Source organism: Sorangium sp. So ce1153 (assembly GCF_051521595.1).
GTDB lineage: Bacteria > Myxococcota_A > Polyangia > Polyangiales > Polyangiaceae > Sorangium.
In genome coordinates this window covers 1755699-1773586 of record NZ_CP150361.1, presented here as the reverse complement: position 1 = coordinate 1773586, position 17888 = coordinate 1755699, and the positions used below count along the sequence as shown (strand labels likewise).

Below are 17888 nucleotides of genomic sequence, written 5' to 3'. Positions count from 1 at the left end.
GCGCCCGCTACCTCGCGAACGCCGACAGGCGGCGCATCACCCCGGAGAGCTGCGGATACACGTCCCTGTAGATCCCCAGCAGCTCCGCATACCGCCGCCGGCGCTCCGCGTCGGGACGGAACGTCGCGGTCGCCGTCCCGCGCATCGCCTTCGCGGCCGCCTCGATGCTCCCGGCCAGCCCGGCCCCCGCGGCCGCGCACATCGCCGCGCCCAGGCACGCCGCCTCGACCGTCTCGGACCGCTGCAGGACCACGCCCGTCGCGTCGGCCATCACCGCGCACCACAGATCGCTGGCCGCCACCCCCCCCACCGCGGCGAACTCCGCCACCTCGATCCCTGCCCCGCCGCGCATCAGGTCCAGCACCAGCGCCTGCTCCAGGGCCACGCCCTCGATGAGGGCGCGGTAGACGTGCCCGCGCCCGTGCGCCTCCGTCAGGCCCAGGATCGCGCCGCGCGCGTCAGGGTCCCAGTGGGGGTTCATCGCGCCTTCCCAGTAGGGCAAGAGCAGCAGCCCGTCGCTGCCGGGCGGCAGCGACGCCGCCTCCGCCTCGATCGCGGCCATCGCGCCCCTGTCGCGCGGCTCGACGCCCAGCAGCCGGCGCAGGAACCAGTCCGAGAGCAGCGCCCCGCTGCGCAGGCTGCTCTCCAGCACATACCCGCGGCCCGAGGCGCTGACCATCGTGCGCCAGGCCGGGTCCTGCCGCGGCTCCGGGCTCCAGACGCCGAACACGACGGCCGTCCCGAGGTTCAGGTAGGCGCGCCGCGGGTCCAGCGCGTCGACCCCCAGCCCGGCCACCTGGCCGTCGCCGCCGCCGGCCAGCACCGGCGTGCCCGCGCGCAGCCCCGTGGCCGCCGCGGCGGCGTCCGACACGGCGCCGAGCGGCGCGCCGGGGGCCAGCGCCTCCGGCAGCCGGTCCGGCGCGATCCCGACGGCGCCGCAGAGCTCCTCCGACCAGCGGTGCGCGACGATGTCGAACAGCGCGAGCGGGTCGGCGCTCGCCCAGCTGGTGCGGGCGCGCCCCGTCAGCGCCTGCACCAGATACGCCTGCACGTCGCAGAAGAGCGCCGTGCGCCGGTGGGTCTCCGGCTCCTCCTCGGCCAGCCAGGCGATCTTCGGCAGCGCCGGGCCGAAATCCGCAGCCTTCCCGGACACTTCCCGCAGCCGGTCGATCCCGATGCGGCCGACCAGCGCGCCGAGCTGCCCGCGCGCGCGCCCGTCCAGCCACAGCATCGCGGGGCGCAGCGGCTCGCCGCCGCGGTCGAGGCAGGCGAAGGTCTCGCGCTGGTGCGCGATCGCGAGCCCCGCGATGCGGCCCGGGTCCACCGCGGCGGTGACCTCCGCGACCGCCCGGCAAAGGGCGACCCACCAGTCCCGCGGATCCTGCTCGAACCGCTCGGGCGCCGGCCGCGCCAGCGACAGCGGCGCCCGGCCGGCGGCCTGCACGCGCCCCTGGACGTCGAAGGCGACCGCCTTGGCGGCGGTGGTGCTCAGGTCGATACCGAGGACGAGGTCGGCTCGCATGGCGCCCGTCAGCGAACCGGAAGGCAGGATTGACAAGCGATCACGGAGGCAGACTACAGTGCGAGTCGCGCCGGGACAATTGTGCAACCCGGAGCGGCCGGGGTACCGGCGCGATGGCGAAAGCCGGGGTACCGGCGCGATGGCGAAAGCCGGGGTACCGGCGCGATGGCGAAAGCCGGGGTACCGGCGCGATGGCGAAAGCCGGGGTACCGGCGCGATGGCGAAAGGGGAGTCCGAAACGGTGCGAGCGACCTTCATCCACGGCATCCGGGACGTCCGGCTCGGCGAGGTAGAGCCTCCGCCGCCGCGCGAGGGCATGGTGACGATCCGGGTCGCCGGCTGCGGGATCTGCGGCAGCGATCTGCACTACTTCCTGGAGGGCGGGATCGGCTCGGCGCAGATCCACAACCCCTTCGTGCCGGGGCACGAGCTCGCTGGCTGGGTCGCCCAGGACTACCCGGCGCTGGGCCTGTCCAAGGGGCAGCTCGTCGCCGTCGACCCCGCGCACGCCTGCGGCCACTGCGAGTGGTGCCATCGCGGCCACGTGAACCTCTGCCCCTTCGTGGAGTTCCTGGGCGCGCCGCCGCTCCACGGCGCCATGGTGGAGCAGCTGTCGGTGTACCCCGATCAGGTCGTGCCGGTCCCGCGCGCCTTCTCGGTGCGCCGGGCCGTGATGCTGGAGCCGCTGGGCGTCGCGGTCCACGCGGTGGACCTGGCGCGGCCGCGCCTGCAGGAGACCGTGGTGGTGCTGGGCTGCGGGCCGATCGGCCTGTGCCTGGTCCAGCTCGCGCGCCTCGCGGGGGCCGACCGCGTCTTCGCGGTCGACCCCGTCGCCTACAGGGCGGAGGCCGCGCGCCGGCTGGGCGCGCACGACGCGGCGCCCTCGTTCGCGGCCGTCGCGGAGTGGACCGGCAACCGGGGCGTCGACCTCGTGATCGAGGCGACGAACTCGCCCGAGGGGTTCCACCACGCGGCCGAGGCGGCGCGCATCGGCGGGCGGGTCGTGCTCGCGGGCATCCCCGAGGGCGACCGCTACGCGGTGCCGGCGGCGCTGTGCCGCCGCAAGGGGCTGAAGATCAAGCTCTCCCGGCGCATGGGGCACGTGTACCCGCGGGCGATCCGCCTGGTCGCCGAGGGGGCGGTGGACGTCGACTCCATCGTCACCCACCGCTTCGACCTGGCGGACGCCGCCGAGGGCTTCCGCCTGCAGGCCGACTGCCAGGACGGGGCGCTGAAGTCGATCATCGTCCCGGGAGAGGGCGACTCGCCCTTCTGATCCGGAACACCCCGCGCGGGGAGCGCGGGGTGCGCGGGCCGGCCGCGCGGCGCGCTCAGCCGCCGAGGATGACGCGGAAGATCTTCTCGTTGCTGTTGTTCGGGGTGCTGTCCTTGTCCCCGGTGTTGGTCGTCGTCAGCCAGAGGCCGCCGCCGAGCCTGGGCTCGACGGTGCGGAGGCGACCGTAGGTCCCCACGAAGAGCTGCTGCACGCTGGTGAGGCTGCTCCCGCTGATGACCGCGCGGACCATCCGTGTCCCCCGCTGGCACGCGGCGTAGAAGACGTCGTTCACGATCGCGATCCCGCTGCACGACCCCTCGGAGGTCCGGTACGTGAGCTTCGGCGCGATGTAGCCCGACGTGCCGCAGCCGCTGCCGCCTTGCGACGTGGTCCCCTCGCAGTTCGGCCAGCCGTAGTTCCCGCCCTTCTGGATGAGGTTCGTCTCATCCATCACGCTGTTGCCGAACTCCTGCTCCCAGAGCCGGCCCGTGGAGTCGAACGCCAGCCCCTGCGGGTTCCGGTGCCCATAGCTCCACACGAGGTTCCCGAAGGGGTTGTCCGACGGGACGCGGCCGTCAGTCTCCATGCGCAGGACCTTGCCATTGAGGCTGCTCGTGTCCTGCGCGAGGGCCGCGTTCTGAGCGTCACCCGTCGACGCGTAGAGCTTGCCGTCCGGCCCGAACCGCAGCCGGCCGCCGTTGTGGTACTTGTTGCGGAGGATGCCAGAGACGAGCACCTGCTCCGTCGACGTGTCGAGACTGTTGCCGACGACCTTGATCCGCACGATCCGGTTGTCCGTGGGCGACGTGTGCATGATGTACAGCCAGCCATCGGTGCTGAACGTCGGCGCCACCGCCAGCCCCATCAGGCCGCCCTCGCCGTCCGTGCCCGCGACGTTCGGCACCGTGCCGAGCGTGGTCTTCGTGCCGGTGGCCGGGTCGAGGCGGATGATGTCGTCCGCGTCCCTCCGGCTGTAGAGGACCGAGCCGTCCGGCAGCTCGACAAGGCCCCACGGAACGTCGTTGTCCGTGGCCACCTGGACGACCTCGCAGACCGCCGAGCTGCACGCCGCCCCCGTGGTCACCGAGACGGAGCCGCTCGCCGGCGAGACATTGCCTTGCGCGTCGCGCGCGACCACGTGATAGGCATAGGCCCGCGTCGCCGCCAGCCCGCTGTCGACGAACGACGTCGGAGGGGGGTTCGAGGCCGTGCCGGCCACCGTGCCGACCTTGGCGCTGTCACGATAGATGTCGTACGCCGTGACCGCCGCGTTGTCGGTCGACGCGCTCCACTGGAGGGTCACGCTGGTCCCGGACGCCCTCGCGGTCAGGTTGCTCGGCGCGGTCGGCGGCTGCGTGTCGACCTCGCAGTGCGGCGTCGCCAGCGGCAGCGTCTCGCTCGCCTGGGAGACGTTCCCCGCGGCGTCGCGCGCGTTGACGTAGACCCCCCAGCTCACGCCCGGCATCACGGTGATGGTCGTCGACAGCGTGGAGCCGCTCACCGACGTCATCTGCTGGCCGTCATGGTAGATGTCGTAGAACGCGACGCCGGAGTCGTCCGTCGCCGCCGACCACGAGATCGTCGCCGAGCTGCACGTCACGTTGCTGGCGCGCAGGCCAGAAGGGGGCGTCGGCGGCTGGGTGTCTCCGTCGACCGGCCACGACCATTGCTGGTTCGTCTGGCCGTTGCAGGTCCACAGATTCACGGGGGTGCTGTCGGTCGTCCGCCGCCCCTCGACGTCCAGGCACAGCCCGGACGGCTGGCTGACGATGGTGCCGTTCGTGTTCATCGTCCATTTCTGGCGAGGCTGACCGCTGCACGTGCCGATCACCACCTTGGTGCCCGCGGTGGTCCCGCCGCCCGACGCCTCGACGCACCTGGTCGTCCCGTAGACACGGAGCTCGCCGGCGGCTGTATACGTGAAGGCCTGGTTGTCCCCACCATTGCAGCTGTAGATTTGCAGCGCGGTGCCTGCCGCGGTGCTCCTCCCCTTCACGTCCAGGCACTTCCCGGACCCGACGCCCTTCACCGGGGCGCTCGTCAAGAGCGGCGCTTCGTCGGCGCCGATCACCTCGGCGTCCCCGCCGGATTCACCGATGCAGGCGGCAGGGAGGAGCGCCAGCGCGGCCGCTCCGGTCATCAAGTACCGTGATCTCACGTGTCTCCTCATGATCGTCCCATCCATGTTGGCGGTCCGTTGTGCTCACCGAACGGTCAACCCCAGACGAGCCTGAAGCGACGCCTCGGCGCCCATCTCAAATGCGCTCGCCCGGCTGGCTCGCGACGGAATCTGACAATCGGCGGCGATCGCACGGCTACGCCGATGAGCCTGCTTTCCCTATCATGCTCGACCACGTGCGCAACGAATTTCCATATTTGAACACGCGAGGGCAGCCTTCTCGGTCCATTGCTGGCCTCAGCTCGTCAACAATGGACTGCGCTCCATCCATCCTCAACCGCTTGCGACAGGGCGAGAATTTTCTGATCAACCAGCGGCGACATGCCTGAATCTGCTCGTCGCCAGCCGAAGAATCGAGTCGGCCCCTGTGCAGTCGGCGTACCAGTGCCTGTTTTGCTCGGCGCGGTAGGTCGGCGAGCGCGGCCTGACGCAAAAGCGCCTCACTCGAGGCGCCGCGCGGCGCAAAAGCGCCTCACTCGAGGCGCAGCCGCGCCGCCGTCCCGGCGCCGAGCCGCGCTCTCGATGGGCGAACGCCGGCATCGACGGAGCTGCAACGTTGTCGTGTACCTGATCCCGTGTGACGACCGCGCGACGTCGACAGCCAGGGAGACGGCGCCCTCATCCCACCATGGCGCACGCCGTCCACTCGGCGCCGCACCCCCGGGCTACCGATCGAGAAGAGGAGCCAGAGTCTGGTAAGGTGGGCGCGATGAGTCAGCCAGACGCCGCGGCCATGAGGGTGGATCTCGCGTTCGTCCCCGGCTTCTCTGCGTCGCTCGCGGGCTGGGAGGCCACGCTTGTCGCGGGGGGTCGTGGCTCGTTGAGGTGCCACTGGATCGGGCTGTCGGGTCCCGAGGAGCGATCCAGGGCGCGCCACGACTTCCCGTTGACGCCTCCCCTGTTCGAGAGGCTCTGTCGCGTGCTCGAGGGGCTGCCCGCGGAGCTCGGGGCGTCCACGATCGACGACGCTCCGGTCCGGCGCATCCGGTGCCGCGCCGGCGACCGGATCATCGAACGCCGTCGATCGGTGGCGAAAAAGGGCGTGACGCCCTCCGAGGCGGAGTTCGATCGCGTCTGGTTCGAGCTCTTCGCGCTCGTGCGACCGGCCTTGCTCGACCTCGGGATGAAGGAAGCGCTGCTCGCGCAGGCCCGCTGATCCGGGGCGCTCCAGCGCAGCGTGACGCGGAGCGCGTGCTCCCCTTGCGCGGTGTGGCCGCGCCAGTGCTCGAGGTTGAAATCGCCTACCTCGAGGAAGACGGTCTGTCGACGACGCGTCACCCGCGTAGGAATCGATAGATCGGCGTGTCGGAGTGCAGCTCCAGGATCTCGGTCTCGTGCTCCTCGGAGCCGGCCTTCCTCGTTCCCTCGAGTACCTCGAAGGATGTCACGGCCTCCCAGTCGATCAACAATCCTCCGCGCTCAGTTCCACAGCCGCGCGACAAGGCCGTAGGTGGGGAAGGTCTGCCGGATGCCGGCCACGAGCAGCTTGCCGTCGTTCGCGACGGTCATCGAGTGCACGAAGTCCTCCTCGCCGAGGAAGAGCGACTGCACGCCGTTGTCGCCGAACGTCGGATCGAGCGTGCCGTCGGGCAGGAAGCGCACCAGGGTCGGCTGGCTGACCGCGTACTCCCCCACGTTGCCGGCGACGACGATGCGGCCGTCCAGCTGGAGCGCCATGTCGACCGGAGCGCCGTCCGTCAGCCCGGCGAGCGCGTGCGCGTCCTGCCCGAAGCTCAGGTCGAGGCCGCCGTCCGGCCCGAAGCGCACCACGAGGAAGTCGTCCTTGCCCGCCTCGACGCTCCGCGCGGCCACGAGGACGCCGCCGTCGGGCTGGACCGCCATGGCCACGGGCTCCTGGTTGCCAGCCCGCAAGACCTGCTGCATCCCCAGGCCCCCGACCGCCCCCTCCCGCGTGAGCTCCACCAGCACGACGTCGCGGTCGCCGTCCTTCTCGACCCAGCCGGCCACCAGCATCGCGCCGCGCGCGCCCCTCGCGAGCGCCGTGCCCGCGCTCGGGCCGCCCACGGGCGGGGCGGTCCACCCCGCCGTGCCGAAGCCGTTATCGACGTAGCCGTAGGTCGGGTTGATCGCCGCGACGAAGAGCTCGCCGTCGCGCTGGCCGGTCACGAGGAGCCGCTCCGAGGCCGACAGCTCCACGGCCGCGACGCTCTCCTCGCCGCCGAGATCGATCAGCCCCTTGCCCGTGTTGGCCGAGTCGACGCTGTCCAGCGTCCCGTCGTCGCGGTAGCGCAGCAAGGCGATGTCGTTCGTGCTCGCCCCGCTCGCGTCGCCGACGAGGACGATAGAGCCGTTCAGGAGCCGCTTGATCCCGCTGATCCGCTGCGGCTTCGTGCAACCGCAGAACCGGTCCGTCACGCTGCCGCCCGCGAAGGTCGTGTCGGGCGCGCCGTCGCCGAGCAGCCGGAAGCCCTCGAGCTGCTGCCCGCCGAGGCCGCCGGTGCTGTTGCCGGCGGTCAGGATCTTGTCCCCCACCGTCTGCCGGATGTCGTAGAGCCCCCCGCCGTCGGAGCCGAGGTTCCAGGCGGAGATGCCCGCCGCGCCGAAGCTCTCGTCGAGCGTGCCGGGCTTGCCCGTGACGACGGCGCGCACGCTGTCGGTGCGCACCGTCCCGCCGGCGGTCGCGACGAGGTCGAGGTCGAACGCGGTCCCCAGCGTGAGCGCCCCGGTGGCGCCCACCTCGAGCCTGCCCGCGGTGCTGCCGGAAGGGATGGTGATGGACGGCGCGACGAGCCCGGGCGGCGGCGCCTGCACGGCGACCTCGACCGGCGCGTCGAAGCCGGCGATGCGGGTGATCGCCACCTCGACGTGACCGACGCCGTCGTAGGGGACGTTGGCCTTGGTCGACTGGATCGCGAACGTGAAGTCGCCCTGGGCCTGGCCCCCCTGCCCGCCCCCGCCCTCGCCCGGTCCCCCGCCGTTCGTCGCGGCGGAGGACGACGCCGACGACGATGCGGCGCCGCCGCCGGTGCCGGCGCCCGGGTCGAGCGACACGTCGTCGATGCCGAGGATCGCCTGGCAGCCGAGGAGCGCCGCCGCGCCCCCGAGGAGGGCCGCGACGGCGGCATGGCGGGCCAGGGCGGCGGTGGTTCGATGGGGTGTGCTGGTCACGGCACGACCGAGGCTAGGCCAGCGGCAGCACCGCGTCGAGGCGGCCAGCGCCCGACGCTCGCTCAGCTCCTCAGGGCGTGAGCGCGGCGATGAAGTCGCGGATGCACGCGATCTCGGTGTCGCTGAGCGGCTGGCCGCCGAGCGGCATCCGGTTGTTGCACGGCGGGGTCGCCGTGACCTTCGTGTAGACCGAGCTGGCGTCCGGGTCGCCCGGGACGAGCACACTGGCGCCGCCGCCGCACGCGGACGCCTGCCCCCGGGCCGTGTTCTCCCACCCGGAGGCCAGCGAGAGGCCCGCCTGCTTCGAGTTCGCGTCGTGGCAGCCCGCGGTGGCGCACTTGCTCGTGACCAGCGCCGGTGCCTCGGCACATCCGGTCGGCTCGCCGCCAGCGGCCGCGGTCGTGGTGGCGGCGTCGCCGCCCGCGGCCGCGGTCGTGGTGGCGGCGTCGCCGCCCGCGGCCGCGGTCGTGGCGGCGGCGTCGCCGCCCGTGGTCGCCGCGGGGGAGCTGGCCCCCTGGGTGACGCCGCCGCCGCTGCCCTGCTCGTCCGGAGGGAACTCGTCGTCGTCGAGGGTCCCAGCGCAGCTCATGAGGAGCGCGCCGCCGGTCAGCAGGGCGCCCGCGGTGAGCGCAGCGCGCCCGTGAAGGGAAGTCATGAACGTCACGTGCTACCTCTCTCTCAATAGACGTAGGCTCCGGCGAGCCGGAGCCCCAGGTACTGGTCGATGGCCCCGCCCGCGATGTACGTGTCGCCCTGCTCGGGCTGGAACGACGAGAAGAACCGGGCGTACTCGACGAGCAGGCGCGCCTCGATGCCGGTCGCGACCGGGATCATCACCCCGGCCAGCGCGCCGATGCCCTGCACGCTGGCCCCGGTGAACCGCTCGTAGACCGGGCCTGACGAGAGCGGCAGGATGTACTCGGCGCCCAGCCCCAGCGCGACCGGGCCGACCGGGAAGCGCCCGTCGAGGCCTGCCCGGAACAGGGTATAGGAGACGTTCGGCACCGTCCTGGCGAGGTCCGCCGGCGCGTCGATCTCGAAGGTGAGGAACCGGAGACCGGCGGAGATCCCGAGCACCGACTTCTCGCCGAGCGACAGCCGCTCCCGGAGCCCGAGGTTGATGCGCTGGTAGGTGGTGCTGATCGGGTCGCCGCCGCCGACGGCCGAGTTGAGGCCGAGCGCCTGCGCGTACCCCGCGGTGATCCCGAGGCCCTTGAGCACCGCGATGTTCGTGGACGCGAGCGGATACAGCTCGCCCGAGACCGAGATCGCTGGCTGTCCGAAGATGCTGTAGGGCCGGAGGTTCCGCGTGCGCGGATCGGAGTAGTCGAACCAGCGGCCGACGAATTCGACGCCGAGCTCGACCGAGAAGAGCGCCGAGCCGATCTCGTTCTTCTTGCGCTTGCCGCCCTCGTCGCCCGCCCCGCTGTCGCCCTCGTCCTTCTCGTCGCCGCCTTCGCCCTTCTCCTCTTCGCCCGCGCCGTCCTCGCCTTCACCCTTCGCCTTGTCGCCGTCGTCCGCGGCGGGCGGCGGCGCGATCTGCGCCAGCGTCGGGCCGAGCAGCTCTTCCAGCGCCTTCTTGCGGTCGTCGCGCGAGCCGCTCAGCGGCACCGCGCTGTCCACGGCGAGGTCGCCGGTGTTCTCGTCGACGTAGACGAGGTGGACCTCTTTCTTCTTCTTCTTGTTGGTCCGCGAGACGCCGTAGATCACCCCTTCTGCGCTGGCGGCCTTGCCTGCCTTGCGGATGCGGTCGATGGCCTTCTTCCGCTGGGCCTTCGACACCAGCGCGTCCCCGACGGGCTTGGTCTGGCCGGCGCTCTTCAGCGCCTTCGAGAACGCGTCAGGCTCCACGACCCCCAGCGTCTCCGGCACGATGGAGAGGATGTCCTCGCGGATGTCATCCGCGTTGGGACCCTCGATGCGAACGGCGACCGACTTCGACGCCTTGGGGGCGGCGAGCGTCACGGGCGCGAGCGCGAACGTCGCGGCGGCAGCGGCGGAGAGCCCGAGCAGGATGCGCCCGCAGAGGCTCATGGAAAGGAACAGTGTTGTGGTTCTGATGGGTTTGCGCACGGGCCTCTCGCTAGCGGCAGTGACGTCGACCGGGGCTTGCACGCGCGTGAGCCTACAGGGGACCCGGACGAGCTCCCGCAGCCTGTGGAGTGAAGGCGACCCCTTGGATGCACGGACAAGTTGCTGGCATGGCGTCGCTCTTCCAGGGGCGGATCGTAGAGAGAATTTGTCTGTCAACCCAGAGCAGGTCCCGCAGTGAGATGGAGCCTGGAGCACCTGATCCCGGACGGGGCCGATGGGATGACGCCGTGCCCCCGAGGAGGGGCTGAGCAGAGCCCGCCGCAACATGAGTCGCGCCGCACCCAGAGTTGCCATCCAGCCGCCTCGCCGGATCTCGGACAGTTCCGGCGGACAATACCCTGAAACTCACGACAGCCGAAGCGAGGGTCGTCGTGGTCTCCAGCGCATTGGAATTGGCAAAACGCCAAGCACCATCGCTCGGCGACCGCTTGCGCGATAACCGACCGAAGGGAATCGGTGCCGAGACCCATCAGATGACGAAGGTCTCGGTGCGCAGGACGCCTCACCGGGGCGAAGCAAAAGAATACCTGTCGAGGGGAATGTGAACGATCACATAGTCGATGTCAACGCCAATTGATGGGCCAGCGGGGGTACCCCCGGAGCTCGAGGGAGGGCAAGGCTGGCGGAGGCTCCTCCAGCGCGACGCGTCAACCTCGGCGGACGCCGGACCGCGTTGATCGCCCGCGGCTGGCCGCCGCTGCGCGCCCGTCGGGATCGAGGATGGGCGCGCGTCGGCCAATTCTGGTTGACGCCAAAAATGTGAGCGTTCACAATCTGCTCCTCCGGGCTGCGATGGCTCGGCTGAGCTTGCTCCTTGCATGACAGGAGACGTCGGATGTCGATGAGCATGAAGCTGATGAGCGCGGTGTTGATGAGCGTGGGCATTGGCTCTGCGGGCGCAGCGTGGGCCGCGAGCGGGACGGCGGACGTCCCCGGTTCTGTTGCCGAGGGGAAGGATTTTGGCTGCGGTGCAAAAGGACAGAAGGCCTGTCCGATGCAGGGCTGGATGAAGACGGTGATGCAGTCGGCGACCACGAGCGGCGACGGCGCGAAGATCGCGGCGGCGCTGGAACACGTGGCGGCGAAGCCGCCGCCCGGGATGCCCAAGTGGGTTGCGATCTCGAAGGATGGCGCGGAAAAGGCCAAGAAGGGCGATATCGACGGCGCCAAGGCGAGCTGCAAGGCCTGCCACGATCTGTACAAGGCTGAGTACAAGGCGAAGCTCCGCGACGCCGCCTTCTGAGGCGCCTCTCTCTGCCATCCCCCGCTCCGCCCCTCGCGCCGGGCGCGGCAGCCTTCGTGGGCAGCCGTCGTGATGCCGTTCGCTTTCTCGAGCCCGAGGCAGGCCGACGTACCGCACGGGCAGGCCCGCCATCTCGCCGTCTCGCCGGGCCATGGTACGAGCCGAGCGCATCGGAGAGCTCACAAGGGCGCCGCGGCCGGACGCCGCGGCCCACCCTCGGGATCCAGGAGGCCCGCGCGCCGCTCTGTTTCTTGTTGACACCCATATTGTGAACGCTCACAATACCTCCTCGGGGTGTCCTTTTGTTTTGCCCTGGACCGGCCGTCGTGTGCGCCGGTCCTTCGTCCCCGGGATCGGGATCGATCTCGGCGCAGGGTAGGTTCGTTCGGTCGTCGAGCATGCGTGCAGCGGCGCGTTCGCGGGGGCATCGCTCGCGCCCTACCGCGCTCTGAGCGCGGGGCCTCACCTGCGGCCCGCACACGCGCCGGTTCACTCAGCTCTCAGCCGTAGACAACCAACCTCGTCGACGCTGCCGTGCGTCGGCCGACCAGGAGGTCGATGGCTCATCTGGTGACCTGACCGGACGTTCGGATCGCGTTTGGATTTCCAGCCTCACCCAGCTTCGTCCAACATTTCATCCCAGCAAGAGCGTTCCATGCCAATCGCAAAACGAATCGGTGTACCGCGTTCACTCATGAGCCGCTCGTTTCGCCTTGCGCCGCTCGCGGTCGTCTTGGCCAGCGGGTGCACGGGCGTCCTGGGACCCGAGGACGGGGGACCCGCGGGCGGGGGACCCGAGGGCGAGACGGCGGCGGCCGAGTGTGGCGCCACCCCTGCGCTGGCCAAACCGCGCATCTGGCGGTTGACCAACGCCCAGCTCGCCAACACCTTGCGCGACGAGTTCGACATCCAGCCGGAAGCGCTCTCGAACTTGCCGAGCGAGGCCAGGCTCGACGGCTTCGCCAACCAGGCCGAAGAGCTGCGAGTCGCGCCGCTCCTCGCGGAGGTATACTTCGCGCTCGGTGAAGAGCTCGGGGCGCACGCGCTGAAGAACCCCGACAAGTTCGGGATCGCCTGCGACGTCGACAGCTTGGCGCCTGGCAGCTGCCTGGACGGCTTCGTCGCCAGGACGGGGCAAAAGCTCTGGCGCCGCCCGCTCTCGGCGACCGAGATCACGTCCTTCAGCGCGCTCTTCGCCAAGACCGCCGCGCAGGGCGAAGGTCCTGCCGGAGGCGTCAAGAGCGTCGTGCAGGCGCTGCTCATGTCGCCGAGCACCCTGCACCGCACCGAGCTCGGCACGGTGAAGGACACCGGAGCGGTGACATCGCTGACGGATCACGAGATCGCTTCGGCGCTCTCGTACCTGCTCTGGGACAGCGCGCCGGACGCCGAGCTCACCGCGCTCGCAGATCAAGGGAAGCTGCGCGACCGCGCGGTGATCCTGGCCCAGGCCCAGCGCCTGTTCGAGGCGCGCGACAAGGCGGCGCCGGCCATGAACCACTTCTTCGAGCAGTGGCTGGAGCTCGAGAACCTCTCGAAGTCGGTGAAAGACGCCACCGTCTTCCCGATGGTGACGCCCGAGCTCACCGCCGATCTGAAAGAAGAGCTGCGCCTGCTCACGAACAGCGTGCTGTTCGACGCGGGAGCGGATCGTCGCTTCGACTCGCTGTTCTCGGGCACGTACGCGTTCGTGAACGAGCGCACCGCCCCGCTCTACGGTCTGAGCGGGGTGACCGGCGACGCCATGGTGCGTCGCGAGCTCAATCCGGCCGAACGCCGAGGCATCTTCACCTCGCTGCCGTTTCTCTGGGGCCACTCGCACAGCCAGGATACGGGCCTCGTCGGGCGCGGCGCCTACGTCCGCGCAGAGGTCCTGTGCCACCGCGTGCCGCTGCCGCCCGGCGGTGTCCCGAACGCTGGCCAATTCGCCGAGCCGGGCGCCACGGGTCGGCAAAGGCTCGGCATTCATGCGAGCCCGGGCTGCGCCGTCTGTCACAAGCTGTTCGATGGCATCGGGTTCGCGCTCGAGAGCTACGATCCCATCGGTCGCTACAGGACGACGGATCAGGGGCAGGAGATCGACGCGAGCGGCAGCCTGCCGCTGCCGAGCGAGGGGAACGCGCCTCCCGGAATCGTGTTCTCCAACTTCGTGGAGATGGTGGACGAGCTGGCGCAGAAGCCGGACGTCTACGGCTGCTTCGCCCAGCAGTTCGCGGCCTACGCTTCAGGATACGACTGGCTGAAGCTCGACGCCTGTGAGAAGGAGCGCCTCGTGGACGGGTTTGCGCGCTCCCAGCACGCGATCGATCAGCTGGTGCTGAGCGTGATCGAATCACCGAGCTTCATCGACCGGAGGAACTAGGAGTCAGCCATGCGCAACGTGAAATTTTCCCGGCGTACGATGCTCCGTGGCCTCGGCTACGGAACGCTCTTCTGTTCTGGGCTGGTCGACAACCTCTACGCCCAAGCGCTTCCGCGAATCACGCGCGTCGCCATGTTCGGCTACGCGAACGGCTCTCAGTATCAATCGGAGCCGACCGGAGGCGAAAGGAACTTCGTCCTCAAGCCACACATGGCGCCGCTCGAGGCGGTGCGCGACGACATCCTGGTGTTCAAGAACCTGACGCTCATACGCGACCCCGGTAACGCGCACCGCTCGGCGTCGTTCTCGGTGTTCGGCCTCGGCGCGCCGACCAGCATCGATCAGGAGTTCGCCAGGTTCCTGAAGGACACGACCCCGCTGGCATCGCTGGAGATGGCGGTCGGACAGACATCCGGCGACGGCGGCGTCATCCCCGGACTGTCTCAGGTCGATGGCAGGTTCATCCCCAGCGTGACGAACCCGCTGGCAGCATACCAGCGCATCGCGGACCGCATCAGCGGGGGCGGCCCGACCATGAACACGCCGAGCGCCGCCGAGCAGGCGCTGCTCCGCCGTCAGAGCGTGCTCGACTTCATCAAGGACGACGTCCGGTCCTTCCGCGGGCGGCTCGGGCCGGAGGAGGCCGTCAAGATGGACTTCTACCTCGAGTCGCTGCGCACGCTCGAGCGCGACGTCGGCGGCAGCATCCCCCAGGAGAGTTCGTGCAAGCAGATCGCGTCGCCGCTGCTCAGCAAGAACACCATGATGAACGACATGCCGGAGCACAGCCGGCTGTATCTCGACATCCTGGCGATGGCCTTCGCCTGCAACATCACCCGCGTGGCCTCCATGATGTGGGGCGGCGGCGAGAACAACGAAGCCATCAAGTTCGGCGACATCGACATCTCGGCCTGGCACTCCATCTCACACGGCGATCCGGACGGCGCTCCAGGACAGCAAATCACCCGGCTCCAGGCCTATTTCGCGGGAGAGTTCCGCTATTTCGTCGAAAAGCTGAAGAGCATTTCCGACGGCGAGTTCTCGCTGCTCGACAACACCGCAGCGGTCCTTTGCACCCAGAACGGCAGCAGCCAGCTGGGCTCGTCCCAGAACTTCGCCGAGACCGACCACCCGCCCCAGCACGCACCTTTCGTGGTTGCCGGCAGCTGTGGAGGTGCCTGGAAGACCGGGCGCCTGCTCGACGCCGGCGGGCGCAATCACAACGACGTTTATGTCAGCATTGCCCGGGCGCTCGGCATGAACGTGACGTCTGTCGGCCGCGCTTCCTGGTGTCGAGGTCCGCTCATCGCCTAGCTGGCGGTCGATCACGGCGCGGCGACGGCGGCGCCGTGCTGCGACGCCCGGGGGCGCTCCGGCTCACCGCGCAGCTCGCGCTCAGGTAGCTGGTGCGGCTCGAAGGCGCGGTGGCCTGCGCGGAGCGGGAGTTCATGCCGCCGCAGCTCCGCGCCTCCATCGACGCGGTGATGGCGTGGGGAGACGCTCGCGGTCCCACCCTGTCGGCTTGCTGCGTTACGCTTCTTCGCGCTGCGCTCCGGCTTCTTTTACCTGCGCGCCCGGCTTCTTTTACCTACGTGCCGAACAATACGGTGGCGGCCGGTAGGGTGATGCGTCAATTTTGAGCTGTTGCTTCACAACTGAACCGGCGCGCTTCAATCCATTGCTGATCGGGAGTCCATGAGCTAGGGTCGAGTCCCAGTCGCGCCACTTCGCGCGCGCGGAGTTGGAGTTCCCGATGACAAGCGCCCGTTGCTCCTCCCTGGTCCTTGCCCTGTTCTCACTCTCGGGTGTTGCTTGTTCGTCGAGCAGCACCCCTCCGTCGGAAGAACCGGGGGTCTCAGGCGCGGGCGGCCAAGCGCAGGCGGGCGCCGGTGGTAACGCCGCGAGCGCGGGCAGCACCACGGGCGGTGGCCAGCCCGGCTCCGCGGGCGCGGGCGGAGCGGCCGCAGGCGGCGGCGCCGCCGCGTCGGGTGGCTCCGATTCCGGCGGCGCGGGCGGCAGCGGCGGCAGCGACGGCAGCGGCGGCAGCGGCGGCGGCTCGACTGGGACGGACGCGGTCAAGAGCGCTGGCTGCGGCAAAGCGAAGACTCTGCAAAACGGCACGATCGACATCTCGTTCGGCGGCGCCTCTCGCAAGTACATCCTTCGCGTGCCGAGCGATTACGACAAGGACACGCCGTATCGGCTCGTGTTCGCCTTCGCGGAGTCCGGCTCCTCCGCCATGTCGGTGGCGAACCGGAACTACTTCACGATGGCGGCGCTCGACACTGGAGCTACCACCATCTTCGTCGCGCCGGACGCCGCGAACGGCGCCGGTTCCTGGAGCAAGTCGGACGTGGAGCTGACGGACGCGATCCTGGAGGAGATCGAGGGAGATCTCTGCATCGACAAAACCCGGATCTTCGCCACCGGCTTCAGCTTCGGGGGAGCGATGTCGTTGGCTCTCGCCTGCACCCGCGCGGACGTGTTCCGAGGCGTCGCCTTCTTTTCGGGGGCAGATCTCACGGGCTCCTGCACGGCGACGTTGACCAAGCCGATCGCCTACTACGCGTCGCAAGCCAGCGGTGACAGCAGCGGCCCCCCCATGCCGACCAGCGGTCGCGTCAAGCAAGCCCAGTTCGCGAAGGTCAACGGCTGCATGGAGGAGCCGTCGGCGACCACCTTCCCGGCAGCTGGCCAGCCCCACACGTGTACCGAGTACAAGGGCTGCTCCGCAGGCCACCCCACCAAGTACTGCGTGTTCGACGGCCCGCACGGCTGGGAGCCGAAGGACCCCGGGCAATCGACGAGCTGGAACGCCCCCGAGGCGTGGAAATTCATCACGCAATTCTGATTTCGAGTCGACGACTGCGTCGGGCGCAACGACGACGGGGAGGCAGCCTCACTCGACGGGGAGCGCGACATCACGGCAGCGGCAAGCCGAACATCACCTCGCAGACGGCGACGTGCGCGCCGCAATTGCCAGCGGCTCCGTGGTCACCGTCCTTGAGCGCGAGCCGGTGCGACCCGCCGTACGGCGGCGCCGCGCCCGGGACGTCCACCTCGACGAGCTCGCCGGGCAGGCCGATGAGGTCGAATGCTTCGAGGTGATCCGGGTGCTGCTCATCGCGCTCGCCGGTCAATCCGAACATGCGATCCACGGGCGTCGCCGACGGCTCCGAGAGCCAGGTGGCGCTCACCGGGTTCGTGTCGCGCGGCCCGGCCAGCGACACCACCCGGTCGAGCCGGACGACCTTGCCGATGCGGGCGGCCGAGCTCGCGCCGTGCGAGTGGCCGCTGAAGATGATGACCGACCAGCGCGGGCTCCCGTCGTCTTCGAGGAAGTAGCCCCAGTCGCCTCGCGGGTGGACCTCTTTCAGGTGCGCGAGCGCCTTCGCCAGCCGCGCTTCGATGCTGTCGGCCCTTGTCACCTCGATGAGCGCGGTGTGGTCCTGACCGTCGAACGCCTCAAGCCGCGCGTCGCCGAACGTGTCCGGATCATTTTGAACGATGTTGTAGTCGTTCTTGTAGGCCACCGCGAACGCGTGAAAGCCGCGCGCGGCGACGAAGCGGGTGAGGTCGAGCGGGCCAGGAGGCTGGCTGCTCCCCGACAGCGTGACGACGAGCTTGCCCGCGAACCGCGCGACCCGAGTGTCGAGCAGGGCCACCTGCTCCAGGTCGCGGTCGGAGACCTCTGGATCAAGCTCGCTGGGCTTGAACCGGATCTCGCTGAGCTCGGGCGAGCTCGTGTCCACATGCAGCTCGCGCGGCGCGCCGCCCGCGCCGTTCGCGCCGCCCGCGCCGCCCGTGCCGCCCGTGCCGCCCACGCCGTTCGCGCCGCCCGCGCCGTTCGCGCCGCCCGCAGAGCCACCGACTCCGGAGGTCACGGCGGCGCCGCCGGTCCCGGTAGTCGCGGTGCCCGTGGCTGCTCCGCCGCCAGCGCCCGGGGGGCCGCCGTCGCTCGACGAGCCGCCGCACGCCACGCACCCGAGCGCCCACCAGGCACAACCGATCCACGCCGTGATCCGCATGCTCGAAACAATACCAGATCACCTCCGGCGCCCCGCGGTGGACGAGCCGGATCTC

General features: G+C 70.2%; 12 protein-coding genes. 6 read left to right on the top strand and 6 right to left on the bottom strand.

Translation table 11 applies throughout. The features are described 5' to 3' along the window. Positions 1 to 7 precede the first annotated feature (7 nt). Entirely contained in the window at positions 8 to 1522 is a 1515-nt protein-coding gene (locus WME85_RS06330; RefSeq protein ID WP_437836097.1) for a xylulokinase, read from the bottom strand. Between the two features lie 241 nt (positions 1523 to 1763). On the opposite strand from WME85_RS06330, the gene WME85_RS06325 reads away from it, so the two are divergent. After that, the gene (locus WME85_RS06325) at positions 1764 to 2798 is read left to right on the top strand and encodes a zinc-dependent alcohol dehydrogenase (protein ID WP_437836095.1); all 1035 of its coding nucleotides are present in this window, start codon (positions 1764 to 1766) and stop codon (positions 2796 to 2798) included. Between the two features lie 55 nt (positions 2799 to 2853). Here the strand turns inward: WME85_RS06325 and WME85_RS06320 are convergent, their stop codons facing one another. Continuing rightward, on the bottom strand, positions 2854 to 4968 hold the full coding sequence (locus tag WME85_RS06320; protein WP_437836093.1) for a lectin: 2115 nt from the start codon (positions 4966 to 4968) through the stop codon (positions 2854 to 2856). A 718-nt stretch (positions 4969 to 5686) separates the two neighbouring features. On the opposite strand from WME85_RS06320, the gene WME85_RS06315 reads away from it, so the two are divergent. Beyond that, a complete protein-coding gene (locus WME85_RS06315; protein ID WP_437836091.1) occupies positions 5687 to 6133 on the top strand; it encodes a hypothetical protein in 447 nt (148 codons plus the stop codon). 263 nt (positions 6134 to 6396) lie between these two features. Here the strand turns inward: WME85_RS06315 and WME85_RS06310 are convergent, their stop codons facing one another. From WME85_RS06310 to WME85_RS06300, 3 genes are all read right to left on the bottom strand, one after another. Further along, positions 6397 to 8106 carry a delta-60 repeat domain-containing protein gene (locus tag WME85_RS06310; RefSeq protein ID WP_437836089.1) on the bottom strand — a complete coding sequence of 570 codons (1710 nt, stop codon included), beginning with the start codon at positions 8104 to 8106 and terminating at the stop codon, positions 6397 to 6399. 70 nt (positions 8107 to 8176) lie between these two features. Next, positions 8177 to 8761: a c-type cytochrome domain-containing protein gene (locus WME85_RS06305; RefSeq protein ID WP_437836087.1), complete on the bottom strand. Its 585-nt coding sequence runs from the start codon at positions 8759 to 8761 to the stop codon at positions 8177 to 8179. Between the two features lie 23 nt (positions 8762 to 8784). Beyond that, positions 8785 to 10140, bottom strand: coding sequence for a hypothetical protein (locus WME85_RS06300; RefSeq protein WP_437836084.1), 1356 nt, complete (start codon positions 10138 to 10140; stop codon positions 8785 to 8787). Positions 10141 to 11041: 901 nt separating this feature from the next. Between WME85_RS06300 and WME85_RS06295 the strand changes: the two genes are divergently transcribed. The 4 genes from WME85_RS06295 to WME85_RS06280 all read left to right on the top strand — a co-directional run bounded on the left by WME85_RS06295 (position 11042) and on the right by WME85_RS06280 (position 16656). Then, positions 11042 to 11443 (top strand): hypothetical protein, encoded by a 402-nt coding sequence (locus WME85_RS06295; RefSeq protein WP_437836081.1) that lies wholly within the window; start codon positions 11042 to 11044, stop codon positions 11441 to 11443. A 694-nt stretch (positions 11444 to 12137) separates the two neighbouring features. Continuing rightward, positions 12138 to 13805, top strand: coding sequence for a DUF1592 domain-containing protein (locus tag WME85_RS06290; protein ID WP_437836079.1), 1668 nt, complete (start codon positions 12138 to 12140; stop codon positions 13803 to 13805). Positions 13806 to 13814: 9 nt separating this feature from the next. Further along, positions 13815 to 15119, top strand: a complete 1305-nt coding sequence (locus tag WME85_RS06285) for a DUF1552 domain-containing protein (RefSeq protein ID WP_437836077.1) — start codon at positions 13815 to 13817, stop codon at positions 15117 to 15119. 439 nt (positions 15120 to 15558) lie between these two features. Continuing rightward, positions 15559 to 16656, top strand: a complete 1098-nt coding sequence (locus WME85_RS06280; RefSeq protein ID WP_437836075.1) for an alpha/beta hydrolase family esterase — start codon at positions 15559 to 15561, stop codon at positions 16654 to 16656. Between the two features lie 70 nt (positions 16657 to 16726). On the opposite strand, the gene WME85_RS06275 is transcribed toward WME85_RS06280, so the two are convergent. After that, on the bottom strand, positions 16727 to 17833 hold the full coding sequence (locus WME85_RS06275; RefSeq protein ID WP_437836073.1) for a BPSS1187 family protein: 1107 nt from the start codon (positions 17831 to 17833) through the stop codon (positions 16727 to 16729). Positions 17834 to 17888 lie beyond the last annotated feature (55 nt).

Bases quoted from the DNA above. Each gene is read 5' to 3' on its own strand.
- WME85_RS06330 (WP_437836097.1), bottom strand. From the start codon at position 1,522: ATGCGAGCCGACCTCGTCCTCGGTATCGACCTGAGCACCACCGCCGCC.
- WME85_RS06320 (WP_437836093.1), bottom strand. From the start codon at position 4,968: ATGAGGAGACACGTGAGATCACGGTACTTGATGACCGGAGCGGCCGCG.
- WME85_RS06315 (WP_437836091.1), top strand. From the start codon at position 5,687: ATGAGTCAGCCAGACGCCGCGGCCATGAGGGTGGATCTCGCGTTCGTC.
- WME85_RS06305 (WP_437836087.1), bottom strand. From the start codon at position 8,761: ATGACTTCCCTTCACGGGCGCGCTGCGCTCACCGCGGGCGCCCTGCTG.
- WME85_RS06300 (WP_437836084.1), bottom strand. From the start codon at position 10,140: ATGAGCCTCTGCGGGCGCATCCTGCTCGGGCTCTCCGCCGCTGCCGCC.
- WME85_RS06295 (WP_437836081.1), top strand. From the start codon at position 11,042: ATGAGCATGAAGCTGATGAGCGCGGTGTTGATGAGCGTGGGCATTGGC.
- WME85_RS06290 (WP_437836079.1), top strand. From the start codon at position 12,138: ATGAGCCGCTCGTTTCGCCTTGCGCCGCTCGCGGTCGTCTTGGCCAGC.
- WME85_RS06285 (WP_437836077.1), top strand. From the start codon at position 13,815: ATGCGCAACGTGAAATTTTCCCGGCGTACGATGCTCCGTGGCCTCGGC.
- WME85_RS06280 (WP_437836075.1), top strand. From the start codon at position 15,559: ATGACAAGCGCCCGTTGCTCCTCCCTGGTCCTTGCCCTGTTCTCACTC.
- WME85_RS06275 (WP_437836073.1), bottom strand. From the start codon at position 17,833: ATGCGGATCACGGCGTGGATCGGTTGTGCCTGGTGGGCGCTCGGGTGC.